We start from the raw sequence: 18,638 nt of genomic DNA, 5'->3' as shown, positions 1-18,638 counted from the left end.
GCCGCTGGAAGTGCGACCGGACCCATCCGACCGCTTTGTCTCACGCGGTGGACAGAAGCTGGATGCCGCCCTGCAGGAAGCCGGGCTGGATATCCATGGCTGGCGGGTGCTGGATGTGGGCCAGTCCACCGGCGGCTTTACCGACTGTGTGCTGCAGGCCGGTGCCGCTTATGTGGTTGGCGTGGATGTAGGGCACGACCAGTTACATCCGCGACTGTGGGATGACCCGCGCGTGCGTTGCTTTGAAGGGGTGAATGCGCGTGAGCTGGACCGCCAGCGCCTGCTGCAGGCCAATGACGGTTTGCCCTTCGACCTGATGGTGTGCGACGTGTCCTTTATTTCGCTCACGCTGATTCTGCCGTCTGCCTTGCCCTTGCTGGGTGAGAACGGCTGCCTGCTCGGCTTGGTGAAGCCGCAGTTCGAGGTGGGGCGAGGAGCCTTGGGGCATGGCGGCATCGTCCGCGATGAAAGCCTGTTTGCCGGGGTGCAGGACAAGATCACCGATTGCCTGGACGAACTGGACTGGAAGGTGGAGCGCTGGTTTGACAGTCCGATTACCGGTGCCGATGGCAACAAGGAATTCTTTGTGCTGGCGCGTCCGCTGTTCTGAACCGGCAAAGAAAATCCGCAGGGGCATGGGCCGCTGCGGATGGCACCCGCCACCTTGCCTGTGGCGTTGTGGTGCGGTGGGATGAAAAACGCTGTGTCAGTCCTCGCTGCTGCGTACCACCAGCAAGGGACAATGTGTCTTGCGCATCACGTTTTCGGCAAAGCTGCCCAGCAGCAGATGCGCGAGGCCGGTACGGCCATGGGTGCCGATGACGATGAGTTCGGCATGGCGGCTGTCGGCAAAGCGGATCAGTGATTCGGCCATATCCTTGCCGCCCTCCCAGCTTTCCGCAATATGGCATTCCACCCGGCCAATGCCTTCGTTGATGATGCGTTTTTCTGCCTTCTCCAGCAGCTCGCGTGCCTGCCTGAAAGCCAGATCGTGCAACTGGTGGGTATCCAGCGCACCCACACCTTCAATCGCCATGTCGCGCAAGCTGGCGACATGTACCAGCGATATCGACGATTTGGCTATTTTTGCAATGCGGATTGCTTCATCCAGTGCTTTTTCTGCCGTCTTGCTGCCATCTACGGCAATCACGATATGTTGATACATGGCATACTCCTCTTCTATACCGGCGGTAAACCAGCGGCGCTGGCCTGTACTGTACGCAAGGCATGCCATGATGTCGGCATGCGTGGCGACAGCATCTTGTGTTTGGTTTTAGCATACTCGCGAGCAGACTAGCCTCTCTCGAACTAATTGGCAGGCGGTTGATCTATCACAAATATTAAAATAAGCACATAAGTCGACACAGACTGATGTTGCGAATTTCATTCTTTTTCAGGGGAAATTTCTAAGCCATGCTGACTTTTGTCCTGCTAAGCCTGTTGAGCATCATCCTGTTGCTGCTGTGGCTGCGTCACACCGGCAAACGCAACAAGCAGGGTCCGGCTGCGGACAGTCGCATTTATGCGGCTCATACCCAGTCACGCCCGGTGGAGCCGCTGGAACACAGCACCGGTCAGGCTTTTGGCCTGTTGCTCAAGGCGGCACGTGGAGATCGGTCGCAAGTGGAAAAGTGGATCAGCGCCACCCAGCAGCAAAGCATGCCGCCACTGGACCGGGACAGCGCCATTGCCGAACTGGCCCAGCGCCTGCAGGCCAGCCGTCGCTGAGCGCGGCCAGCCGTCTAATCACCCAGCACCACGCCTTCCCGGCGCGGATCGGCTCCGCCGACATAGCCACGCGAGGTTTTGACGATGGCCGACAGGCCACTGGTCATCTCCACCTGACGAACCACATGCCCCATGGCTTGCAAGGTACTGGCCTGTGCATCCAGACCGCGTCCGCTTTCCAGTTCGGTATCCCCATTGCGGTTGCCATAGTGTGGCAGGCTCACCGCTTGCTGCGGGTCCAGTTTCCAGTCCAGCAGGCCCAGCAGTGTCTGGCCGACATAGCCGATGATCTGGCTGCCACCCGGTGAACCGGTGGCTAGCAGGAATTGCCCGCGGGCATCAAACACCACGGTGGGCGACATGCTGCTGCGCGGGCGCTTGCGTGCTTCCACCCGGTTGGCAACCGGCGTGCCGTCTTCATCCGGACGGAAAGAAAAATCGGTGAGCTGGTTGTTCAGCAAAAAGCCCTTCACCATCAGCCGGCTGCCAAACTGGTCTTCGATGGAGCTGGTCATGCTGACCACCCGCCCGGCACCATCCACAATGTTCAGATGCGAGGTGCATGGGAATTCCGGCGCATTGTCCCGGCCGTAACGGCTGAGCCGGATGCCGGAAGGCTCGCCCGCTGTGGCGCGTCCCATGCTGCGGGCCGGGTTGATAAGCTGGCTGCGCTGTTGCAGGTAGTCCGTTGCAATCAGGGCCTGGCTGGGCACGCTGACAAAGCCAGGGTCGGCCAGATAGCGGTTGCGGTCGGCAAAAGCCAGCTTGTTTGCCTCGGCAAACAGGTGGATGGTGTTGCTGCCCGTGGGCGACATGGAGGACAGGGGGAAGCGCTGCAGCATGCCCAGCATCTGCAAAACGGCAACCCCGCCGGAGCTTGGCGCATCCATGCCGCATACCTGCCAGCTGCGATAGGGGCCGCATAGCGGTTTGCGCTCGATGGCCTGGTAAGCGGCCAGATCGGCCGCCAGCATGCGGCCGGGGTTGTCCGGGTGATGGTTGACGGCTTCGATGATGGCCCGGCCGATCTCTCCTTGATAAAACGCTGCCGGGCCTTGCTTCGCCAGCAGCTCCAGCGTGGCGGCGTAGTCCGGGTTTTTCAGCAGGGAGCCAACCGGTAGCGGACTGCCATCAGCCTGATAAAAATAAGCCCGCGCCTGCGAGTCTTGCTGCAAGAAGCGCTCGCTCTCCAGCAAGGCATGCAGGCGTGGTGACATGGCAAAGCCGTTGCGTGCCAGCGTAATGGCCGGCTGGAACAGGCTGGCCCAGGCGAGCTTGCCGCCGCGCTGGTGCGCCAGTTTCAGCATGGCCACCACACCGGGCACGCCAACCGAACGGCCACCTACTACTGCGCGGTAAAAATCCATCGGCTGGCCGTTTTTTTGCAGGAACAGGTTTGCCTCGGCAGTAGCGGGGGCGGTTTCCCTGCCGTCAAAGCTGGTGAGCTTGCGGCCATCGAAATACAGCATGAAAGCACCACCGCCGATGCCAGAGGATTGCGGCTCGGTCAGCCCCAGCACCAGTTGTGCGGCGATGGCTGCGTCAATGGCACTGCCGCCACGGTGCAAGATATCGCGTGCGGCTGCACTGGCGTAGGGATTGGCCGTGCTGACCATGCTGTGGCGGCTGTAAACGGCAGGGCGGGTCTGAAAGCCGCTGGCCGCTTCCGGTGCTGCGGTATCGGCCAGTGCACACAGCGGTACCAGCAACAAGAGCAGGGCGGTAAAGCGCATGTCATTCCTCGGGGACGGGGTTGGCAGTCTGGTCCGTACAGGACAGCAGCATGGTGGCTCAGGCGCTCTGCAGGGTCAATCCAGCGCGGTTGGCAACAAAAAAGCTGCCAGTCGCAACAGGGCGGCTGGCAGCTTGGTGTGCTGGGTGAAGATCAGGCTAGCGTGGTCAGGTACTGGCGTTCCCAGGCGGTAATCTGGTTGTGATAGTGGCTCAGCTCGATGTCTTTCACTGCCAGATAGGCATCAGTGAATTCCTGACCAAACAGGCGTTTGGCGGTGTCGTGCGCGGCCATCAGGGCGCAGGCGGCATCCAGGGTGTTGGGCAGGGTGGCGGCGTCATCGTTGTTGAAGACATTACCCACGGCGGCCTCACTCGGGCTGCGCTTTTCTTCCACACCCAGCAGGCCGGCGCCCAAGCTGGCGGCCAGCGACAGATAAGGGTTGGCATCGCAGCCGGGCAGGCGGTTTTCCACGCGGCGCGCAGCCGCGCCGGATACCGGCACACGGATGCCCACCGAACGGTTGTCAACCCCCCAGCTGACATTGACCGGCGCGGCCAGGCCCTTGACGAAGCGGCGGAAGGAGTTGGGGCTGGGGCAGAACAGCGGCATCAGGTGCGGCAGGTATTGCTGTAGGCCGCCAATGTAATGGAAGAAATCCGGGCTGGCCTCGCCATCGGCCAGGCTGAACACATTGTTGCCCTGGCCATCCACCACGCTCTGGTGCAGGTGCATGGAACTGCCGGGCTGACCGGACAGCGGTTTGGCCATGCATACCACGTTAAGCCCGTGCTGATAGCCGATTTCCTTCAGCGCGTACTTGAACAGGAAGGTCTGGTCGGCCAGTTCCAGCGCATTGCCGTGCTTGAGGTTGATCTCGAACTGGCTGGGGCCCATTTCATGGACATAGGTATCGGTGTCGATGCCCAGCTGTTCACAGGCGCGGTACAGGTCGTCGAAGAAGCCTTCCAGATCGTTCAGCGTGGAAAAGCTGAAGGCATCGAAGCCACTTTCACGCCGGCCGGTGCGCAGCGCCGGTGCCTGGTAGGGCTGATCGGCATCGGCATGGGCGGCAAAAATGTAGAACTCCAGCTCGGGTGCCACCACCGGGGTCCAGCCGCGCGCCTGATAGCGGGCCAGGATGTTTTTCAGTGCCGAGCGCGGGGCCAGCGGCGACAGGCTGCCGTCATGGTCGATGTTGTCGCACACCACCAGCGCGCGCGGGGTTTTGGCCCAGGGCACCGGGCGCAGAGTGGCAAAGTCCGGGCGCAGTACCACGTCCGGATCGTTCTCGCCGTAAAAGCGGTAATCGGGAAATTCGCCCACGCAAGTCTGGATGGCCACGGCGCGGGCAATGCGTAATTCCTGGCCTTTGATCAGCGCCTGAGCGGGCAGGGTTTTGCCGCGCGGGAAGCCGCTGACATCGGCAAAGGCCAGTTCTACGTCGCGGACGTTTTGTTGCGTCAACCATTCGGCCTGAGCGGCCGTGATGGAGAGTTGGGACATGCAGGTCTCCCTTGGAGCGTTCTTGATTGTTTCAACTATCTGCCTGTCTGTCTGTCATGCATTTTTTTGATTTTGCGGGCTTGGCCCTGTGGGCATTATGCCACCGGCAGGGGGGAGGGCAAGCGTGGCGTCGCCTTGTTGATCGGATGTGGCCCAAATACAAGGCTGCTGTATGAGACAGGCCACAGTATGATCACAAACGGCAGCACGTGTTTGGTGTGGAATGCGCGGCATTCTGGCCGCGCAAGAGCGGATGGATGGGAATCTATCGGGAAGAGTGTTAAGGCAAAGGCTTTGCCAGACAGGCTGGATGATGCCGGGTTCTGTTGTGGTCTTGGGCTGTTTGCTCAGTACACATGGGGTGGTGCTGTTGTGTGATCAAAAATTCATCAAGCCTGCGGTGCAGTGCTGCGCTGATGTCAGCCAAGGGCGGCGTGGTGGGGATGAAACGGGAAGGCCGTGCAGGCAAGCAGTCTTCCCGAATCATCCCGGCAATGCCAGGTTCAGTTCTGTATTTGCACCGCCCCTTGCTGACAGCCTGGCATCCGCTTGCCATGGGGCGGGTTTAACGCATCACAGCCGGAAGCGGGATACCGAAGCGTTCAGTTGCCGTGCATGGTTGTCGATGTTGTGCATGGCCTCCACCGCCAGTTGCACCGAGGACTGGGTTTCTTCCACCACCCCGGCCACCTGTTCCACGCTGACGGCAATATTGGCACCGGCCTGGCTTTGTTCGGTCATGGCACTGACCACGGCGTGCAGGCTTTCCAGTGCGGCATGGGCCTGCTGGCTGATGGTGTCCAGCGTCTCTGCGGCCTGGTTGGCCTTGCCTACCCCCAGTTGCACTGCCGGGCGGATTTCTTCCATGCGGCCAGCTACCGTGCCGGTTTCGTTGACCACTGCCTGGACGATATGGGTGATTTCATCGGTGGCGGTCGCGGTACGCTCGGCCAGTTTGCGCACTTCGTCGGCCACCACGGCAAAACCGCGGCCCATTTCCCCGGCGCGTGCCGCTTCGATGGCGGCATTCAGTGCCAGGAGGTTGGTCTGGTTGGCAATGTCGCGAATGGTTTCGGCAATACCGCTGATATTGCGGGTGCGTTCGGCCAGGCTGCCCACCAGGTCGCTGACATCGCCCACCTGGGTGGCAATGGACTGGATACCGCTGGCCGCTTCCTTGGCCACGACTTCCCCTTCGCGCGCCAGCTGGCTGGAGCGGCGTGCGCCCTCTTCCGAGCCGCCGGCATTGTCCTTGACGTGATCAATACTCACTGACAGCTGTTCGATGGATGCCGCTGCGGATGCAGTGGAGTTGCTGGCAACACCGGAGACCTCGTCCACTTTCTGCATTTGTTCCGACAACTGCTGGCCGGCCACGCCGATGTCGTCGGTGGACTGGCGGATCTGGCTGATCATTTCCCGCAGCTTTTGCTGCATTTCCTGCATGGCGGCCAACAGGCTTTCCGGCGGGCCATTGACTTCGATCCGCTCGGTCAGGTCGCCCTGGGCAATATGGCGCACCACCTGGGCGGCATAGGCCGGCTCACCACCCAGCGAGCGCACGATGCTGCGCGACATGGCGGTACCCAGCAGAATCAGCGTCACCACGGCCACGGCGCTGAGCACCAGCAGTACCGTGCCTTGCTTCCAGAACAGGGCGTCGATGTCGTCAATGAAGAAGCCGGTGCCAACCGTCCAGCCCCATGGGTCGAAACGCACCACGCCATTGAGCTTGGGCAATTGCTCCTTGTTGGCCCCGCGCGAGGTGATGATGGTGACGATGCCGTAGTGGTCCTTTTGCAGCGCCTCGTCATACACCGCTACTGTGGTGCGGCCGTCGGGTACGGTGCTGCCCATGTCCACCTTGCCTTCGCGCTCCGCCTTGGGATGAAGCACCAGCCGGTTATCCTTGTCGCGGGCAAAGAAGTAAATGTCATCCACCTTCAATGCCTTGAGCGTCTTGCTCGCCTGGTCTTGTGCCTGCTGGCGGGTCAGCTTGCCGCTGGCTTCCTGCTTGGCATAGTAGTCCAGCGTGTTTTCCGCCATGCGCAACAGCATGGTGATCTGCTCGCGTTTTTCACTCTGCAGCGTGCTGCGAGTGATGTACAGGGACGATGCCGCCAGCGCGATCAGGGCAATAAGGCTGGCTGCAACGATGATGATGAGGCGGGTATTGACTCGCACGATTGTCTTCCCGTTTGGCTGTATTGGTTTTGTCAAACACCGTCATGACCCCTTGTCTTGCTGCGCTTCTCCGGGCTAGCAGCTCAGGCAGCGCAGCTTGTTTTTCGGGCAATGACCGGTGAGGGGTGATGCAGTAAGTCCGCTTTTGCAATCGGCATTAAAAATATACCGTGGCATTTTTAATACTAAACCGTGTCTGCCGGGGAAAATAACTGCTGAAAACCCGAATCCGGCAAACGCTTGTGTCGTTTTTTTAACTCTTTTGTTTATAGCTCCTGTTTTGCCAGAGCAGCAGTGAAAACCGCAAAATCACGTTCTACCTGATCTGCATAAGCGGTGGCATAGCTGGCAATCGCCTGGTCGAATTTGTCCGACTGGCCGATGTAGCCGGCCAGTTCGGCCGCGCGGCCACTGGATTTGGCATGTGCCCTGGCCAGGGCCCAGGCGCAGGCCTGGCCAAAGGCAGCCAGGCTGTCCGCGCTGGCGAATGACTCCAGTGACGGTGCGGCCTTCATGTCGCGCAGCTGGCGCACATAGAAGTGCCGTTCACCCGGCCCGCTCGTCCAGCCCAGAAACACATCGCTGGCGGCCTGCATCAGCCGTTGGCCAAACACCACCCGCTTGCCCTGATGGCCATGCACGCAGGCAGCGGTGTAGGGCTCCAGTACCGAGCGGCGCGCTTCTTTCAGTTGCAAGAACAGCGGCTGGTCGTAGTTGTCCTGCAGCAGCATCACCAGGCAGCGCGTCCCCACGCTGCCCACGCCCACCACCTTGAAAGCGGCGTCCACCAGCCGGAAGCGGTCCAGCAGCGTCTGGCGATCCTCCTTCAGCGTTGTGCGGTAGGCGGCCAGCATGGGACGCAGCAGGTCGTGGGCCTGCCCTTCGCCCAGCCAGTGTTCGTCATTGCCCCATACCTGGTCTTGCTGCTGCATGTGGAAAATGACCGGCGGATTGTCCTGCAGGCGCAGATTGCCATTGTCCAGCACCGTCATCTTGGGCAGCAGCTTCTCCTGCGTCTGGTTTCTGGCCTTGTCCGCCAGCTTGAGCAATTGCTGGCGCACCGTGTCGCTGGGCGAGCGTTCCAGCAATTGTTCAAAACCCACCTTGCTGTACCACAATTCCAGCTGGCTGATGCGGGCGTAGTCCTGCATGCGGCGGCGGTAGGTGCCCACCAGCTGGTACACCGCCTGCGCGCCGCTGACGGTGCCAAAGCCGCGCTGGCGGGCGGCCAGCACCACGCTGACGGCCAGACGTTTCAGGTCCCACTCCCAGGGGCCGTGATGGGTTTCGTCGAAATCGTTGATGTCGAACATCAACTGCCGTTCCGGCGAGGCGAAAAAACCGTAATTCATCAGATGGGCATCACCACACACTTGCAGGTGGATGCCGCTGTCAGGGCCGGCGGCCAGGTCGGCAGCCTGGATCATGGCCATGCCGCGGAAAAAGGCAAACGGGGAGGCCTGCATGCGCTGGTAGCGCAGGCCAATCAGCCCGGGTACGCGGTCCGCCGAACTCTGGCGCAGCATGGCCAGCACATCGCGGCTGGGGCTGAGTACGCATTCTGCCTGCCGGGTGCGCGGGCAGTGTTCACGTCTGGCCTTGCCGGCGGCAAGGCCGTTTTCATATTGAGGATGGGTAGTGCTGGGCATGGCAGGCAACCTGATAGATGACAGTCAGCCCCAGTGTAATGGTTAAGTCATGAAATTTTGATGATTGGTGGCATGGCGCGCTGCTTGCGGCGGCTTCAGTCCTGCAACAGGAAGCGGGCAATGTGCTGCTGATAGCGCCGGGCGGCGTCCGGATGGGCTTGCCAGTGGGCAGCCAGCAGGTGGCCGGCACCGTCAATCAGCAAGCGGCTACGGCTTTTGGCCTGACTGGCGCTGTCATGCAGCCGCTGGCTCAGCGCGCGGGGAATCACGGCATCGTGTTCTGCCTCCACCAGCAGCAGATGGCCGCGAAAACCAGCCAGCCTGTCCCAGGCATCGCTATCCAGCCAGCTGTCCTGCTGGCGCAGCACGGCGCTGAACGCCGGGCCGAACGGGACGGCAAAGGCATCTGGCGTGTAAGCGCCGGGTACTTGCAGGATCAGATGGCTGCATTGAATGTCGTCCAGCAGCCGGATGGCGATATAAGCGCCCATGCTGCTGCCCAGTAAGGCCAGGGACTGTGTGTGCAGCCCGCCTGCAACCATTACGGTTTCGGCCTGGCGGACGCGGTGTGCCAGGCTGGAGCCGGTCAGGCTGCCGCCGGTGTCGCCATGGCCGACAAAATCAAAGGCGGTGCTGGCAATGCCTTGTTGTTGCAAGGTCAGGCGCAGGGGCAGGAAAGGCGCGCGCTGGCCATTGCCTGCGCCGTGCAGCAACAGCAGGTGGGTGCGTGGTTGCGGGCAATGCAGTTGATCGCCGTGCAGCAGATGGTTATCGCAGGCAAGCGGGAACAAGGACATGGCGGTGAAGGGTGGAGGGCAAAACGGGAATCTTGCCCCTTGCACAGGCGTTTGTCATGTGGATGTTATCCACAGAACTATCCACAGGCTGTGCACAGTATCCACCGGTACAGGTATTGCCTTGCGCTTTGTACACAGCGTGTTACGTCGTCAGTGATGGGGCTTGTCACGCAAATGTGCATGAAAATACAGCTTATCCACAGCTTGTGCAGGAACTGTTCAGGCTATCCACTGATCTGTGCCAGTTTTTCATATTATCCACAGCCATCCGGCAGGACGGCTGGGTTGTCATGGCTGGCCGGGGATGGCCTGTGTGTTCATTCGGCGCAGCGTTTGATCATACGTTGCCAGGGCGGGGTGAGCGGGATGCCGTTCTGGTCCACCTGCACCTGACTTCCCGATGCTTGTGGTGTGATGCTGACTTGCAGGCTGGTGTTGTTGCTGACCGGATTGAGTAGACGGATGGCGGCGGCACCATCACTGGCGGTGTCCCGTTTTACATAATCGTCGGGAATCTTCAGCCGGCGCATGCCTTGCTGCAAGCATTCGGCAATTTCTGCCGGCGGCTTGGCGGACTGTAATTGCAAGGTGCTTTCTGCCTGCGCGCTGATGCTGGCGGAAAAAATGCCAAGGCAGGCCAGGACAGGCAGGATGCGGGACAGGGTCTGTGGTGGCATGGGTTGGTTTCCCGACAATAAAAACGGATGGAGTGCTGTGCCTGGGGGGCTGGTTCCGCCCTCCGGGCGGGCAGATGTTAAGGAGTGTTGAACAGCCCGGCATGCCAGGCGGTGGACAACAGCAGCAACAGCAGCAGCAAGGCCAGTTGCCGGCGACTGGCGCGGTATAGCCGGCTGCGCAGCTCATCTGCGGGCAAGCGGCCCCTTTCCAGTCGTTCGCGGCATTGGCGCAGCAGGGACAGGCTGCGCCATTCCTGCATGAACAGCAGCAGGCAGCCCAATAGTTTGGCAAGGGCCACTGGCGGCAGCCTGCCGGAAATCCACAGCTGCTCCGGGTGCTGGCCCAGCATGGGAAGGCCGCTTGCCAGCCACAGGCATAGTGCCAGATGCCACCAGTTATTGGCGCGCAGGCTGCGCTGCCAGGCCGGGGCATCGGGCTGATCGGCCAGATTGCGCCCGCGTGCGGCGATGGCACCCAGGCCGCAGCCCAGCGCCAGCAGATGAAGCGTGGCAAGCAGCCATTGCAGCATGATGACCCCCCGGTCTGCCAAGTTTTCCTACACTAGAGAAGCCGTTGCAGGCTGGCAAGCGGTGGCCGGAATAAAGGGCCGCAGCTGGCATGGCTGTGGGATATTTGCCGATGTCTGTCAGTACGAAGGCATGAAAAAACCGGCCGGAGCCGGTTTGTCAGAATGGTTTGTCTGGCCTAGCCGCGCACCTGACCGTCACCCAGTACCACCCATTTCTGGCTGGTGAGGCCTTCCAGTCCTACCGGGCCACGGGCGTGGATTTTGTCGGTGGAAATGCCGATTTCCGCACCCAGGCCATATTCGAAGCCATCGGCAAAGCGGGTGCTGGCATTCACCATCACGCTGGAGGAATCCACTTCACGCAGGAAGCGACGGGCGCGGCCGTAGTCTTCGCTGACGATGGCATCGGTGTGGTGGCTGCCGTAGTGATTGATGTGCTCGATGGCTTCGTCCAGATCCTTCACCACCTTGATGGCCAGAATCGGGGCGGAATATTCGGTGAACCAGTCGTCTTCCGTCGCCGCCAGTACCTTGTCACCCAGGATGGCACGGGTGCGTTCGCAGCCACGCAGTTCCACGCCCTTTTCCCAGTAGGCTTCAGCCAGGCGCGGCAGGATGAATTCGGCAAATGCGGTGTGCACCAGCAGGGTTTCCATGGTGTTGCACGGTGCATAGCGCTGGGTCTTGGCATTCATCGCGATGTTGAATGCCTTGTCCGGATTGGCGGTGTCGTCGATGTAGACATGACAATTGCCATCCAGATGCTTGATCACCGGCACGCGTGCTTCGGCACTGATGCGGGCGATCAGGCTCTTGCCGCCACGCGGCACAATCACGTCGACGTATTGCTGCATGGTGATCAACTCGCCCACGGCGGCACGGTCGGTGGTTTCCACCACCTGCACCACTTCGGCGGGCAGGCCGGCCACCCGCAGGCCTTCGCTGACACAGGCGGCAATGGCCTGGTTGCTGTGGAAGGCTTCCGAGCCACCACGCAGAATGGTGGCATTGCCGGATTTCAGGCACAGGCCGGCGGCATCGGCAGTGACATTGGGGCGGGCTTCGTAAATGATGCCCACCACGCCCAGCGGCACGCGCATCTTGCCCAGCTGGATGCCGGAAGGACGGTAGCAGAAGTCATCCATTTCACCCACCGGGTCCGGCAGGGCGGCGATCTGGCGCAGGCCTTCGGCCATGCTGGCCACGGTGGCGTCAGACAGGGCCAGACGGTCGATGAAGGCGGCGTCCAGCCCGGCGGCGCGCGCAGCGTCCAGGTCTTGCCGGTTGGCGGCCAACAGTTTGGCGCTGTCACGCACGATGGCATCGGCCATGGCATTGAGTGCCTGGTTTTTCTGGCGGGTATCGGCCTTGGCAATGGCGCGGCTGGCTTTGCGCGCCGCCTGGCCGACGCGCTGCATGTAGTCCTTCACATTCATGGCGGATGTCCTGAATCAGATCTTGTCGGGGTAGTCAGCCAGATTACCGCAAAACCTGCTGCCGTATCCAGTCAGCCGCCAGATGGATATTGTCGGACAGTGGCTTATTCCACCAGTGCGCAGGGGTGGAAGTCCAGCGCGGTGAAGTCATCCGCCACTTCCTGGCCGAATTCCAGAATGGTTTCGTCGTCCTCGATGTAGTGCCAGTTGAGGGTGATGTAATTGCCTGCCACTGCTGCGTCATTGAACAGGCTGAACAATTCCAGCAGCACCTTGGTGCTGGAACTGTTGAAATAGGCCAGCTGCACGTCCACCGTGACCTGGGTGGATTGCAGGGTGGGCAGGTAGGCATTGATGGCCTGCATGATGGGGCCGAAGAAGGCGTGGGCGTTTTCCGGATAGCTCTCGCCGCGCAGGCTCAGCTGGTGGCGGTCAAACTGGAAATTCACTTCCGGGGTGGACGAAGTGGGCGCGATATACAGGTTTTGCATGATGGCTGCTTTTAAATGGTGGCTTTGAGGTAGAAGGTGGTGAAGGGTTTGCCGTCGTTTTCTTCAACAAAATCGAATTCGATGGGATTGCTGGAGTCACGGGCCACGGTGAGAAAACCAAGGCCAGCGCCCTTGCTGCCGGCTTCGCCTTCTGCGCGCAGCTTTTCCTTGTAGCGTGCCTTGATTTCTTCATTGGTCATGGTGCGCAGCGGTTCCAGCTTGGCGCGGATGTGCTCCACGCCTTCCGGGGTGATGGGGTTGGCGCAGACCACGTAAAACTGGCCGTCGGTTTCGCCCACCCACAGGGAGCCCATGCGGATTTCATGGTCGGCTGCGCTGCTGGCGCTCAGATGGTCGGCGGAGTAATGCACCACGTTTTGTGCCATTTCCACGAAGACGGAAAACAGCTTGCGGCGGGCGGTCTGGCTGGCATCCAGGCTGGCCAGCCGCAGACGCAGCGAATCGCCCATGGCAGTGACAATGCTTTGCGAGAAGTAGCCGGTATAGAAAAACACCACGTTTTCCTGGCGGGCCAGTTCCTTGAATCGGTGAAAGTCGGTCAGGCTCATGCTGTGCTCACTTGCAATGTTGATGGGTCAGGCCAGGTGGACGCCGAACAGGCTGACGTCGTCGCGGCGGCTGTTCTCGCCCTGCCACTTGAGGAAGGCGTCGATCAGCAGTTTTTGTTGTTGCTGCATCGGCTTGCCGGCGTGCTTGAGGATGTTTTCCTTCAGCCGCTTTTTGCCAAAACAGATGCGCTTGGGGCCGCCGATCTGGTCGATGATGCCGTCGGTGCTGATATACAGGCGGCTGCCCGGCGGCAATTGCACCTGATGGTTGTCCCAGTGGTAATCCAGCGGGGTGCCGACATAGCCCACGCCCTTCTTGTTGCCGTCCAGTGTGTCCACTTCCTCCTTGCCCGGCTGCAGTACAAACAGCGGCGTCTTGGCCGAGGCATAGGTGAGGGTGCGGCTGGCGTTGTCGAACCAGCAGAAGGCACCGTCCATGCCGTCGTCCGAGTTCAGTTCCGGGTGATCGGCAAGGCCGGCTTCTTCCGGGGTGAGCTGGCCCAGCGACTGCTTGACCTGCTGGTTGATGGCGCGCAGCAGGGCGGCCGGGTTGTGCAGGTCGTGGCTGCTCAGTACCTGTTTCAGGGTGGAGGCCATGATCAGCGTCATGAAGGCACCCGGCACGCCATGGCCGGTGCAGTCGATGACCGCCACAAAGAAACCATCCGGCCGTTTGACAAAGTAGTAGTAGTCGCCACCAACGATGTCGCGCGGGGCCCATACCATGAAGTAGTCGTCCAGCGCGGCGGCCATGTCGCGGCGCGAACTTTGCAGGAAAGACTGCTGGATCACGCTGGCGTAGTTGATGCTCTCCATCATCTGGCGGTGCTTTTCCGCCTGCTGGTCGGCCAGCGCCTGCATCAGCGACACCCCCTGGCCCATGCCGGCATAAGCATTGTCCAGATTGATCAGGAAACCGTCGGACAGCACCTTGCGGTCTGCTTCCAGCGCCATGAAGGACAGCTCGGTGATGGGCGTGAGGTAGTCCACGATCAGCGGGCTGGCATTCATGAATGAGGTGCATGGCTTGCGGCCGAAAATCTCGCGGTGGAAGGGCCGTGCCAGCGTGCTCATGAAGGTATTGCGGTTGATGATGCCGACCGCGCGCTGCTGTTCCACCACCGGAATGTTGGCCAGAGATTCGTCCTGCGAAAACAGCTCCAGTACGTGGTAGTTGTTGTCAGAAGGGCTCACGGTTGGCGGCGTTTGCAACAGATGACCAGCCATCGTGGCGGTGTGTGCGGGCTGGGGCGTGCTGTCTAGCGGCATGGTGTGTCTCGGCAAGAAGTGACTGGCGGCAGTCTAGGATTCCCGCATGATGATTCGGTTACGGCACCATGAATTTTGCTTTATTGCTAATCAAATACGTATCAATTGGTAATTATCTGTTGCAAGTGAAGTTACGGTACTTGCAGGGCCAGGGTTGTTGCTTTGGGCCCACCGGCCAGCTTGTGCAGCGGGCCTTGGCCATGATCAGGCTTGACCCTGTGATGCAAAGGGCTTATTTTGTTAATCTAGCAACCGCTTGGTTGATAAATAAAACAATGAACTAGCCTACATCCTCGGGAGACTGCATGAGCGCCTATCAAGAATTCCACCGCCGTTCCATCGAGCAGCCAGATGTCTTCTGGGGTGCCGAGGCACAGCGGATTCACTGGCACAAGCCCTGTACGCAGGTGCTGCAATACGACAATCCACCGTTTCGCCAATGGTTTGCCGGTGGCGAGACCAACCTCTGTTACAACGCGGTAGACCGCCACCTGGAAACCCGGCCCGACCAGGCCGCGCTGATTCATGTCTCCAGCGAAACCGGTGCCGAAATCACCTACACCTATCGCCAGCTGCACGAAGAAGTCAGCCGCTTTGCCGCCATCATGCAGGCACAGGGCGTGGGCAAGGGCGACCGGGTGCTGATCTACATGCCTATGGTTCCCGAAGCCGTGTTTGCCATGCTGGCCACGGTGCGGCTGGGTGCGATTCACTCGGTGGTGTTTGGCGGTTTTGCCTCGGCCAGCCTGGCCACCCGTATCGAAGACGCGGCGCCCAAGCTGCTGATAACTGCCGATGCCGGCATGCGTGGCGGCAAGGTGATTGCCTACAAGCCGCTGGTGGACGAGGCGATGGAGCTGGCAGGTGCTGCAGCCCCGGCCAAAGTGATTCTGGTCAACCGTGGCCTCGCCGAAGCACCGATGATGAAGCCGGGGCGCGATCTGGATTACGCCACCCTGCGTCAGCAGCATCAGGACGACCGCGCCGAGGTGGTGTGGGTGGAGTCCAACCATCCCAGCTACATCCTGTATACCTCCGGCACCACCGGCAAACCCAAGGGCGTACAGCGCGACACCGGCGGCTATGCCGTGGCGCTGGCGTCCAGCATGGAATACATCTACGGCGGCAAGCCGGGGGAAACCTTCTTTTCCACTTCGGACATCGGCTGGGTGGTGGGTCACTCCTACATCGTGTACGCCCCGCTGATCTGCGGCATGGCCACGCTGGTGTACGAAGGCCTGCCGATTCGCCCCGATCCGGGCATCTGGTGGCAGCTGGTGGAAAAATACCGCGCCACGGTGATGTTCTCTGCCCCCACCGCCATCCGCGTGTTGAAGAAGCAGGATCCGGAATGGCTGCACAAATACGATCTGTCCAGCCTGCGGGCCTTGTTCATGGCCGGTGAGCCGCTGGACGAACCCACCGCCAGCTGGATTTCCGAAGAGCTGAAAATCCCGGTGCTGGACAACTACTGGCAGACCGAAACCGGCTGGCCGATGCTGACCGTGTGCAATGGCGTGGAAGCCCTGCCCACCAAGCTGGGCAGCCCCGGCTTGCCGGTATATGGCTATAACGTGAAGCTGCTGGACGAGGCTACCGGCGAGGAAGTGCCGGCCGGCGAGAAGGGCGTGATTGCGGTGATTCCGCCGCTGCCGCCGGGCTGCATGAGCACGGTGTGGGGGCAGGACGAACGTTTTGTGAACACCTATTTCAGCCTGTTCCAGGACCGCAAGGTGTACTCCTCCTTCGACTGGGGCATCCGTGATGCCGACGGCTACTTCACCATTCTTGGCCGCACCGATGACGTGATCAACGTCGCTGGCCACCGCCTGGGTACGCGGGAAATCGAAGAAGCCGTGTCCGGTCACTCCGCCATTGCCGAGGTGGCGGTGGTGGGCGTGCATGACACGCTGAAGGGACAGGTGCCGCAGGCCTTTGCCGTGCTGCGCGACCCGTCGGTGTTGAAAGACCCGGAAAAGAAAGCCGCACTGGAAAAAGAAGTGATTGCCAAGGTGGCATCCCAGCTGGGGGCCATTGCCAATCCGGCACGGGTGTATTTCGTCAACCAGCTGCCCAAGACCCGTTCCGGCAAGGTGCTGCGTCGCTCCATCCAGGCATTGGCCGAGGGGCGTGATCCGGGCGACCTGACCACGCTGGACGACCCGACCGGGCTGGAGCAAGTGCGCGAGGCGGTGCAGTCCTGAGCAGATAACTGATTGGGTGGAAGCAGCCGGTACGGGTCAGTTTCCGGCTGTGGATTCAGCCGCATCCTTTGCAGGATGCGGTTTTTTTACGGCTGATTATCAGGCGCGGAACACGCCAACGGCCGCATGCAGCGCCTTGGCATGGCTGCTCAGCTGGTCGGACGCGGCGGCGGAAGCTTCCACCGTGGCCTGGTTGGCCTCGGTCATGTTGGCCACCACTTCGATACGCTGGGCCATGTCGGTCATGGCGGCTTGCTGCTCATGCAAGGCCAGGCTGATGCCCTGGATGTGCTGGGCGATCTGGTCGGTATTCTGGCGGATGCCGCTGATGGCTTCGCGTGCCTTGTGGGTTTGTTCAACGCCGTGATTGGACGCATCCACGCTGCTTTGCATCACCCCCACCACGCTGCCCATGCCCTGGCGTATGGTGTCGATCTGACCGGAAATTTCCACCGTGGCCACGCCGGTGCGCTCGGCCAGCTTGCGCACTTCATCGGCCACCACGGCAAAGCCACGGCCCATTTCTCCGGCGCGTGCCGCCTCGATCGCTGCATTGAGCGCCAGCAGATTGGTCTGGTCGGCAATGTCATGAATGGTACGGGTAATGGAGGCAATGGCGTCGGTCTGCTTGTCCAGGTCGTCAATCGCGCTGGCGGCACTGGTGATGCGCTCTGCAATGTGGCTGATGTCGCTGGCGGTGGCATGGATCAGCTGTTCGCAATCGCCCACCATCGCGCCGGCATTGCGGGCTTCGTGGCCAACGTCGTCGCTTTGGCTGCCCAGCTGCTGGATGCTTTGCAGCACTTCTTCCACCGACACGCTCATTGTGCGGGTGGATTCGCTTTGTACCGTGCTGCTTTGCTGCAGATTGTGCGCGGCACCGCTCATGCTCTCGGCGCTGCTGTCCAGTTCGCCGGACAGGGTGCGGATATTGCTGGTGATGTTGCGCAGCTGGCGTTGCATGGTGGACAGGCTGTCCATCAGGCTGCCCTGGCTGGCGGACGACAGCTCGATGCGCTGGCTCAGGTCTCCGCTGGCAATGCGGTTGGCCACTTCCATGGCAAGGGCGGGTTCGCCGCCCAGTACGCCAAACACGCGCCGGTACAGCAGTACTCCGCCCAGCACCACCACCACCACCAGCATGGCGGTCAGGCCCAGCATCATGTTGCGCAGATCATTCGCCGTCTTGTTCATGGCGGCATAGGCCGCGTCATCGGCCTTGTGGATGTGCTCGTTCAGGGCTTCAACCTGTTTGGTCAGTGCTTCGGCGCGGTCATCAAAGCCGCTGCCTTTTTCCTTCATCAGCACATTGCCAGCTTCACGGCCACCTTCGACATAGGCCTTGGCCATGCGTTTGCCAACGCTGTAGAACTGGTCGATGGACTGCTGGATGTTGCTGACCTGGCCTGCCAGTTGCGGGTCGAGCCGGGCAATGGTCGGCAGGGTTTTTTGCACGGCCTGATAGTGTTCTTCCGCGTCCTTGTATCCATCCGCTTCGCCGGTGGCGCTGACATCGGTCAGAAACTGCTGGATCTGCACCACGTGGTAGCGCACGTCCGTCATGTTCTGTACCAGATCATTGGTGACGTCCTGTTCGTAATGGGCGGTCTGGTCTATGCGTTGCAGGCTGAACAGGGTGATCAGGCCCAGGCCGAGCAGCAGGACGACAACAATGGCAATAAAGCCGGTCAGGACGGGTTTTAGCTTCTGGTTCTGGTGAGTCATGGCGTGAATCCGCTCGGGAATGAGGCTGAGCCTGTTGTTATGTTGATTTGCTGGTGAGCATGCAGGAGTGCTCCGGCTGCATGGTACTTACCCTGTTCGAGACTAGGGATTTTCCGGGAATGCCTGTGTAATGACAATCAT

Annotated in this window: 16 protein-coding genes; 3 read left to right on the top strand and 13 right to left on the bottom strand. The window is 60.9% G+C overall.

The features are described 5' to 3' along the window. Nucleotides 1-610, top strand: a 610-nt coding sequence (locus JHD62_RS09800; RefSeq protein WP_199102732.1) for a TlyA family RNA methyltransferase, incomplete at its 5' end; no start/stop codon positions are given. Nucleotides 611-706: 96 nt separating this feature from the next. Here the strand turns inward: JHD62_RS09800 and JHD62_RS09795 are convergent. After that, nucleotides 707-1,165 carry a universal stress protein gene (locus tag JHD62_RS09795; RefSeq protein ID WP_199102731.1) on the bottom strand — a complete coding sequence of 153 codons (459 nt, stop codon included), beginning with the start codon at nt 1,163-1,165 and terminating at the stop codon, nt 707-709. Nucleotides 1,166-1,413: 248 nt separating this feature from the next. Here JHD62_RS09795 and JHD62_RS09790 point away from each other — a divergent pair, with 248 nt between their 5' ends. After that, nucleotides 1,414-1,728 (top strand): hypothetical protein, encoded by a 315-nt coding sequence (locus JHD62_RS09790; RefSeq protein ID WP_199102730.1) that lies wholly within the window; start codon nt 1,414-1,416, stop codon nt 1,726-1,728. 14 nt (nt 1,729-1,742) lie between these two features. Here the strand turns inward: JHD62_RS09790 and ggt are convergent, their stop codons facing one another. From ggt to JHD62_RS23065, 11 genes are all read right to left on the bottom strand, one after another. Then, nucleotides 1,743-3,461: a gamma-glutamyltransferase gene (ggt, locus tag JHD62_RS09785; protein ID WP_199102729.1), complete on the bottom strand. Its 1,719-nt coding sequence runs from the start codon at nt 3,459-3,461 to the stop codon at nt 1,743-1,745. A gap of 152 nt (nt 3,462-3,613) precedes the next feature. Beyond that, nucleotides 3,614-4,966 (bottom strand): glutamine synthetase family protein, encoded by a 1,353-nt coding sequence (locus JHD62_RS09780; protein WP_199102728.1) that lies wholly within the window; start codon nt 4,964-4,966, stop codon nt 3,614-3,616. Between the two features lie 573 nt (nt 4,967-5,539). After that, complete coding sequence (locus tag JHD62_RS09775) at nt 5,540-7,150, bottom strand: methyl-accepting chemotaxis protein (RefSeq protein WP_199102727.1); 1,611 nt, start codon at nt 7,148-7,150, stop codon at nt 5,540-5,542. Nucleotides 7,151-7,416: 266 nt separating this feature from the next. After that, nucleotides 7,417-8,799 (bottom strand): DUF2252 domain-containing protein, encoded by a 1,383-nt coding sequence (locus JHD62_RS09770; RefSeq protein WP_199102726.1) that lies wholly within the window; start codon nt 8,797-8,799, stop codon nt 7,417-7,419. A gap of 95 nt (nt 8,800-8,894) precedes the next feature. After that, nucleotides 8,895-9,641 carry an alpha/beta fold hydrolase gene (locus tag JHD62_RS09765; protein ID WP_199102725.1) on the bottom strand — a complete coding sequence of 249 codons (747 nt, stop codon included), beginning with the start codon at nt 9,639-9,641 and terminating at the stop codon, nt 8,895-8,897. A gap of 272 nt (nt 9,642-9,913) precedes the next feature. Next, entirely contained in the window at nt 9,914-10,273 is a 360-nt protein-coding gene (locus tag JHD62_RS09760) for a hypothetical protein (RefSeq protein ID WP_199102724.1), read from the bottom strand. A 77-nt stretch (nt 10,274-10,350) separates the two neighbouring features. After that, nucleotides 10,351-10,824 carry a hypothetical protein gene (locus JHD62_RS09755; protein WP_199102723.1) on the bottom strand — a complete coding sequence of 158 codons (474 nt, stop codon included), beginning with the start codon at nt 10,822-10,824 and terminating at the stop codon, nt 10,351-10,353. Nucleotides 10,825-10,979: 155 nt separating this feature from the next. Continuing rightward, complete coding sequence (locus JHD62_RS09750; protein WP_199102722.1) at nt 10,980-12,239, bottom strand: glutamate-5-semialdehyde dehydrogenase; 1,260 nt, start codon at nt 12,237-12,239, stop codon at nt 10,980-10,982. 104 nt (nt 12,240-12,343) lie between these two features. Then, nucleotides 12,344-12,730 carry a DUF1987 domain-containing protein gene (locus JHD62_RS09745; RefSeq protein ID WP_199102721.1) on the bottom strand — a complete coding sequence of 129 codons (387 nt, stop codon included), beginning with the start codon at nt 12,728-12,730 and terminating at the stop codon, nt 12,344-12,346. Between the two features lie 11 nt (nt 12,731-12,741). Continuing rightward, the gene (locus JHD62_RS09740; RefSeq protein ID WP_062788682.1) at nt 12,742-13,299 is read right to left on the bottom strand and encodes a SiaB family protein kinase; all 558 of its coding nucleotides are present in this window, start codon (nt 13,297-13,299) and stop codon (nt 12,742-12,744) included. A 27-nt stretch (nt 13,300-13,326) separates the two neighbouring features. Beyond that, on the bottom strand, nt 13,327-14,493 hold the full coding sequence (locus JHD62_RS23065) for a SpoIIE family protein phosphatase (RefSeq protein ID WP_199102720.1): 1,167 nt from the start codon (nt 14,491-14,493) through the stop codon (nt 13,327-13,329). A 380-nt stretch (nt 14,494-14,873) separates the two neighbouring features. Here JHD62_RS23065 and JHD62_RS09730 point away from each other — a divergent pair, with 380 nt between their 5' ends. Next, nucleotides 14,874-16,772 carry a propionate--CoA ligase gene (locus JHD62_RS09730; RefSeq protein WP_199102719.1) on the top strand — a complete coding sequence of 633 codons (1,899 nt, stop codon included), beginning with the start codon at nt 14,874-14,876 and terminating at the stop codon, nt 16,770-16,772. Nucleotides 16,773-16,871: 99 nt separating this feature from the next. On the opposite strand, the gene JHD62_RS09725 is transcribed toward JHD62_RS09730, so the two are convergent. After that, nucleotides 16,872-18,497 carry a methyl-accepting chemotaxis protein gene (locus tag JHD62_RS09725; RefSeq protein ID WP_199102718.1) on the bottom strand — a complete coding sequence of 542 codons (1,626 nt, stop codon included), beginning with the start codon at nt 18,495-18,497 and terminating at the stop codon, nt 16,872-16,874. Nucleotides 18,498-18,638 lie beyond the last annotated feature (141 nt).

Source organism: Aquitalea sp. ASV11, assembly GCF_016429185.1.
Lineage (GTDB): Bacteria > Pseudomonadota > Gammaproteobacteria > Burkholderiales > Chromobacteriaceae > Aquitalea > Aquitalea pelogenes.
This window is presented reverse-complemented; position numbering and strand designations above follow the sequence as displayed.

Coding starts and splice junctions, on each gene's coding strand:
- JHD62_RS09795 (WP_199102731.1), bottom strand. CDS start 1,165: ATGTATCAACATATCGTGATTGCCGTAGATGGCAGCAAGACGGCAGAA.
- JHD62_RS09790 (WP_199102730.1), top strand. CDS start 1,414: ATGCTGACTTTTGTCCTGCTAAGCCTGTTGAGCATCATCCTGTTGCTG.
- ggt (WP_199102729.1), bottom strand. CDS start 3,461: ATGCGCTTTACCGCCCTGCTCTTGTTGCTGGTACCGCTGTGTGCACTG.
- JHD62_RS09780 (WP_199102728.1), bottom strand. CDS start 4,966: ATGTCCCAACTCTCCATCACGGCCGCTCAGGCCGAATGGTTGACGCAA.
- JHD62_RS09770 (WP_199102726.1), bottom strand. CDS start 8,799: ATGCCCAGCACTACCCATCCTCAATATGAAAACGGCCTTGCCGCCGGC.
- JHD62_RS09760 (WP_199102724.1), bottom strand. CDS start 10,273: ATGCCACCACAGACCCTGTCCCGCATCCTGCCTGTCCTGGCCTGCCTT.
- JHD62_RS09750 (WP_199102722.1), bottom strand. CDS start 12,239: ATGAATGTGAAGGACTACATGCAGCGCGTCGGCCAGGCGGCGCGCAAA.
- JHD62_RS09745 (WP_199102721.1), bottom strand. CDS start 12,730: ATGCAAAACCTGTATATCGCGCCCACTTCGTCCACCCCGGAAGTGAAT.
- JHD62_RS09740 (WP_062788682.1), bottom strand. CDS start 13,299: ATGAGCCTGACCGACTTTCACCGATTCAAGGAACTGGCCCGCCAGGAA.
- JHD62_RS09730 (WP_199102719.1), top strand. CDS start 14,874: ATGAGCGCCTATCAAGAATTCCACCGCCGTTCCATCGAGCAGCCAGAT.
- JHD62_RS09725 (WP_199102718.1), bottom strand. CDS start 18,497: ATGACTCACCAGAACCAGAAGCTAAAACCCGTCCTGACCGGCTTTATT.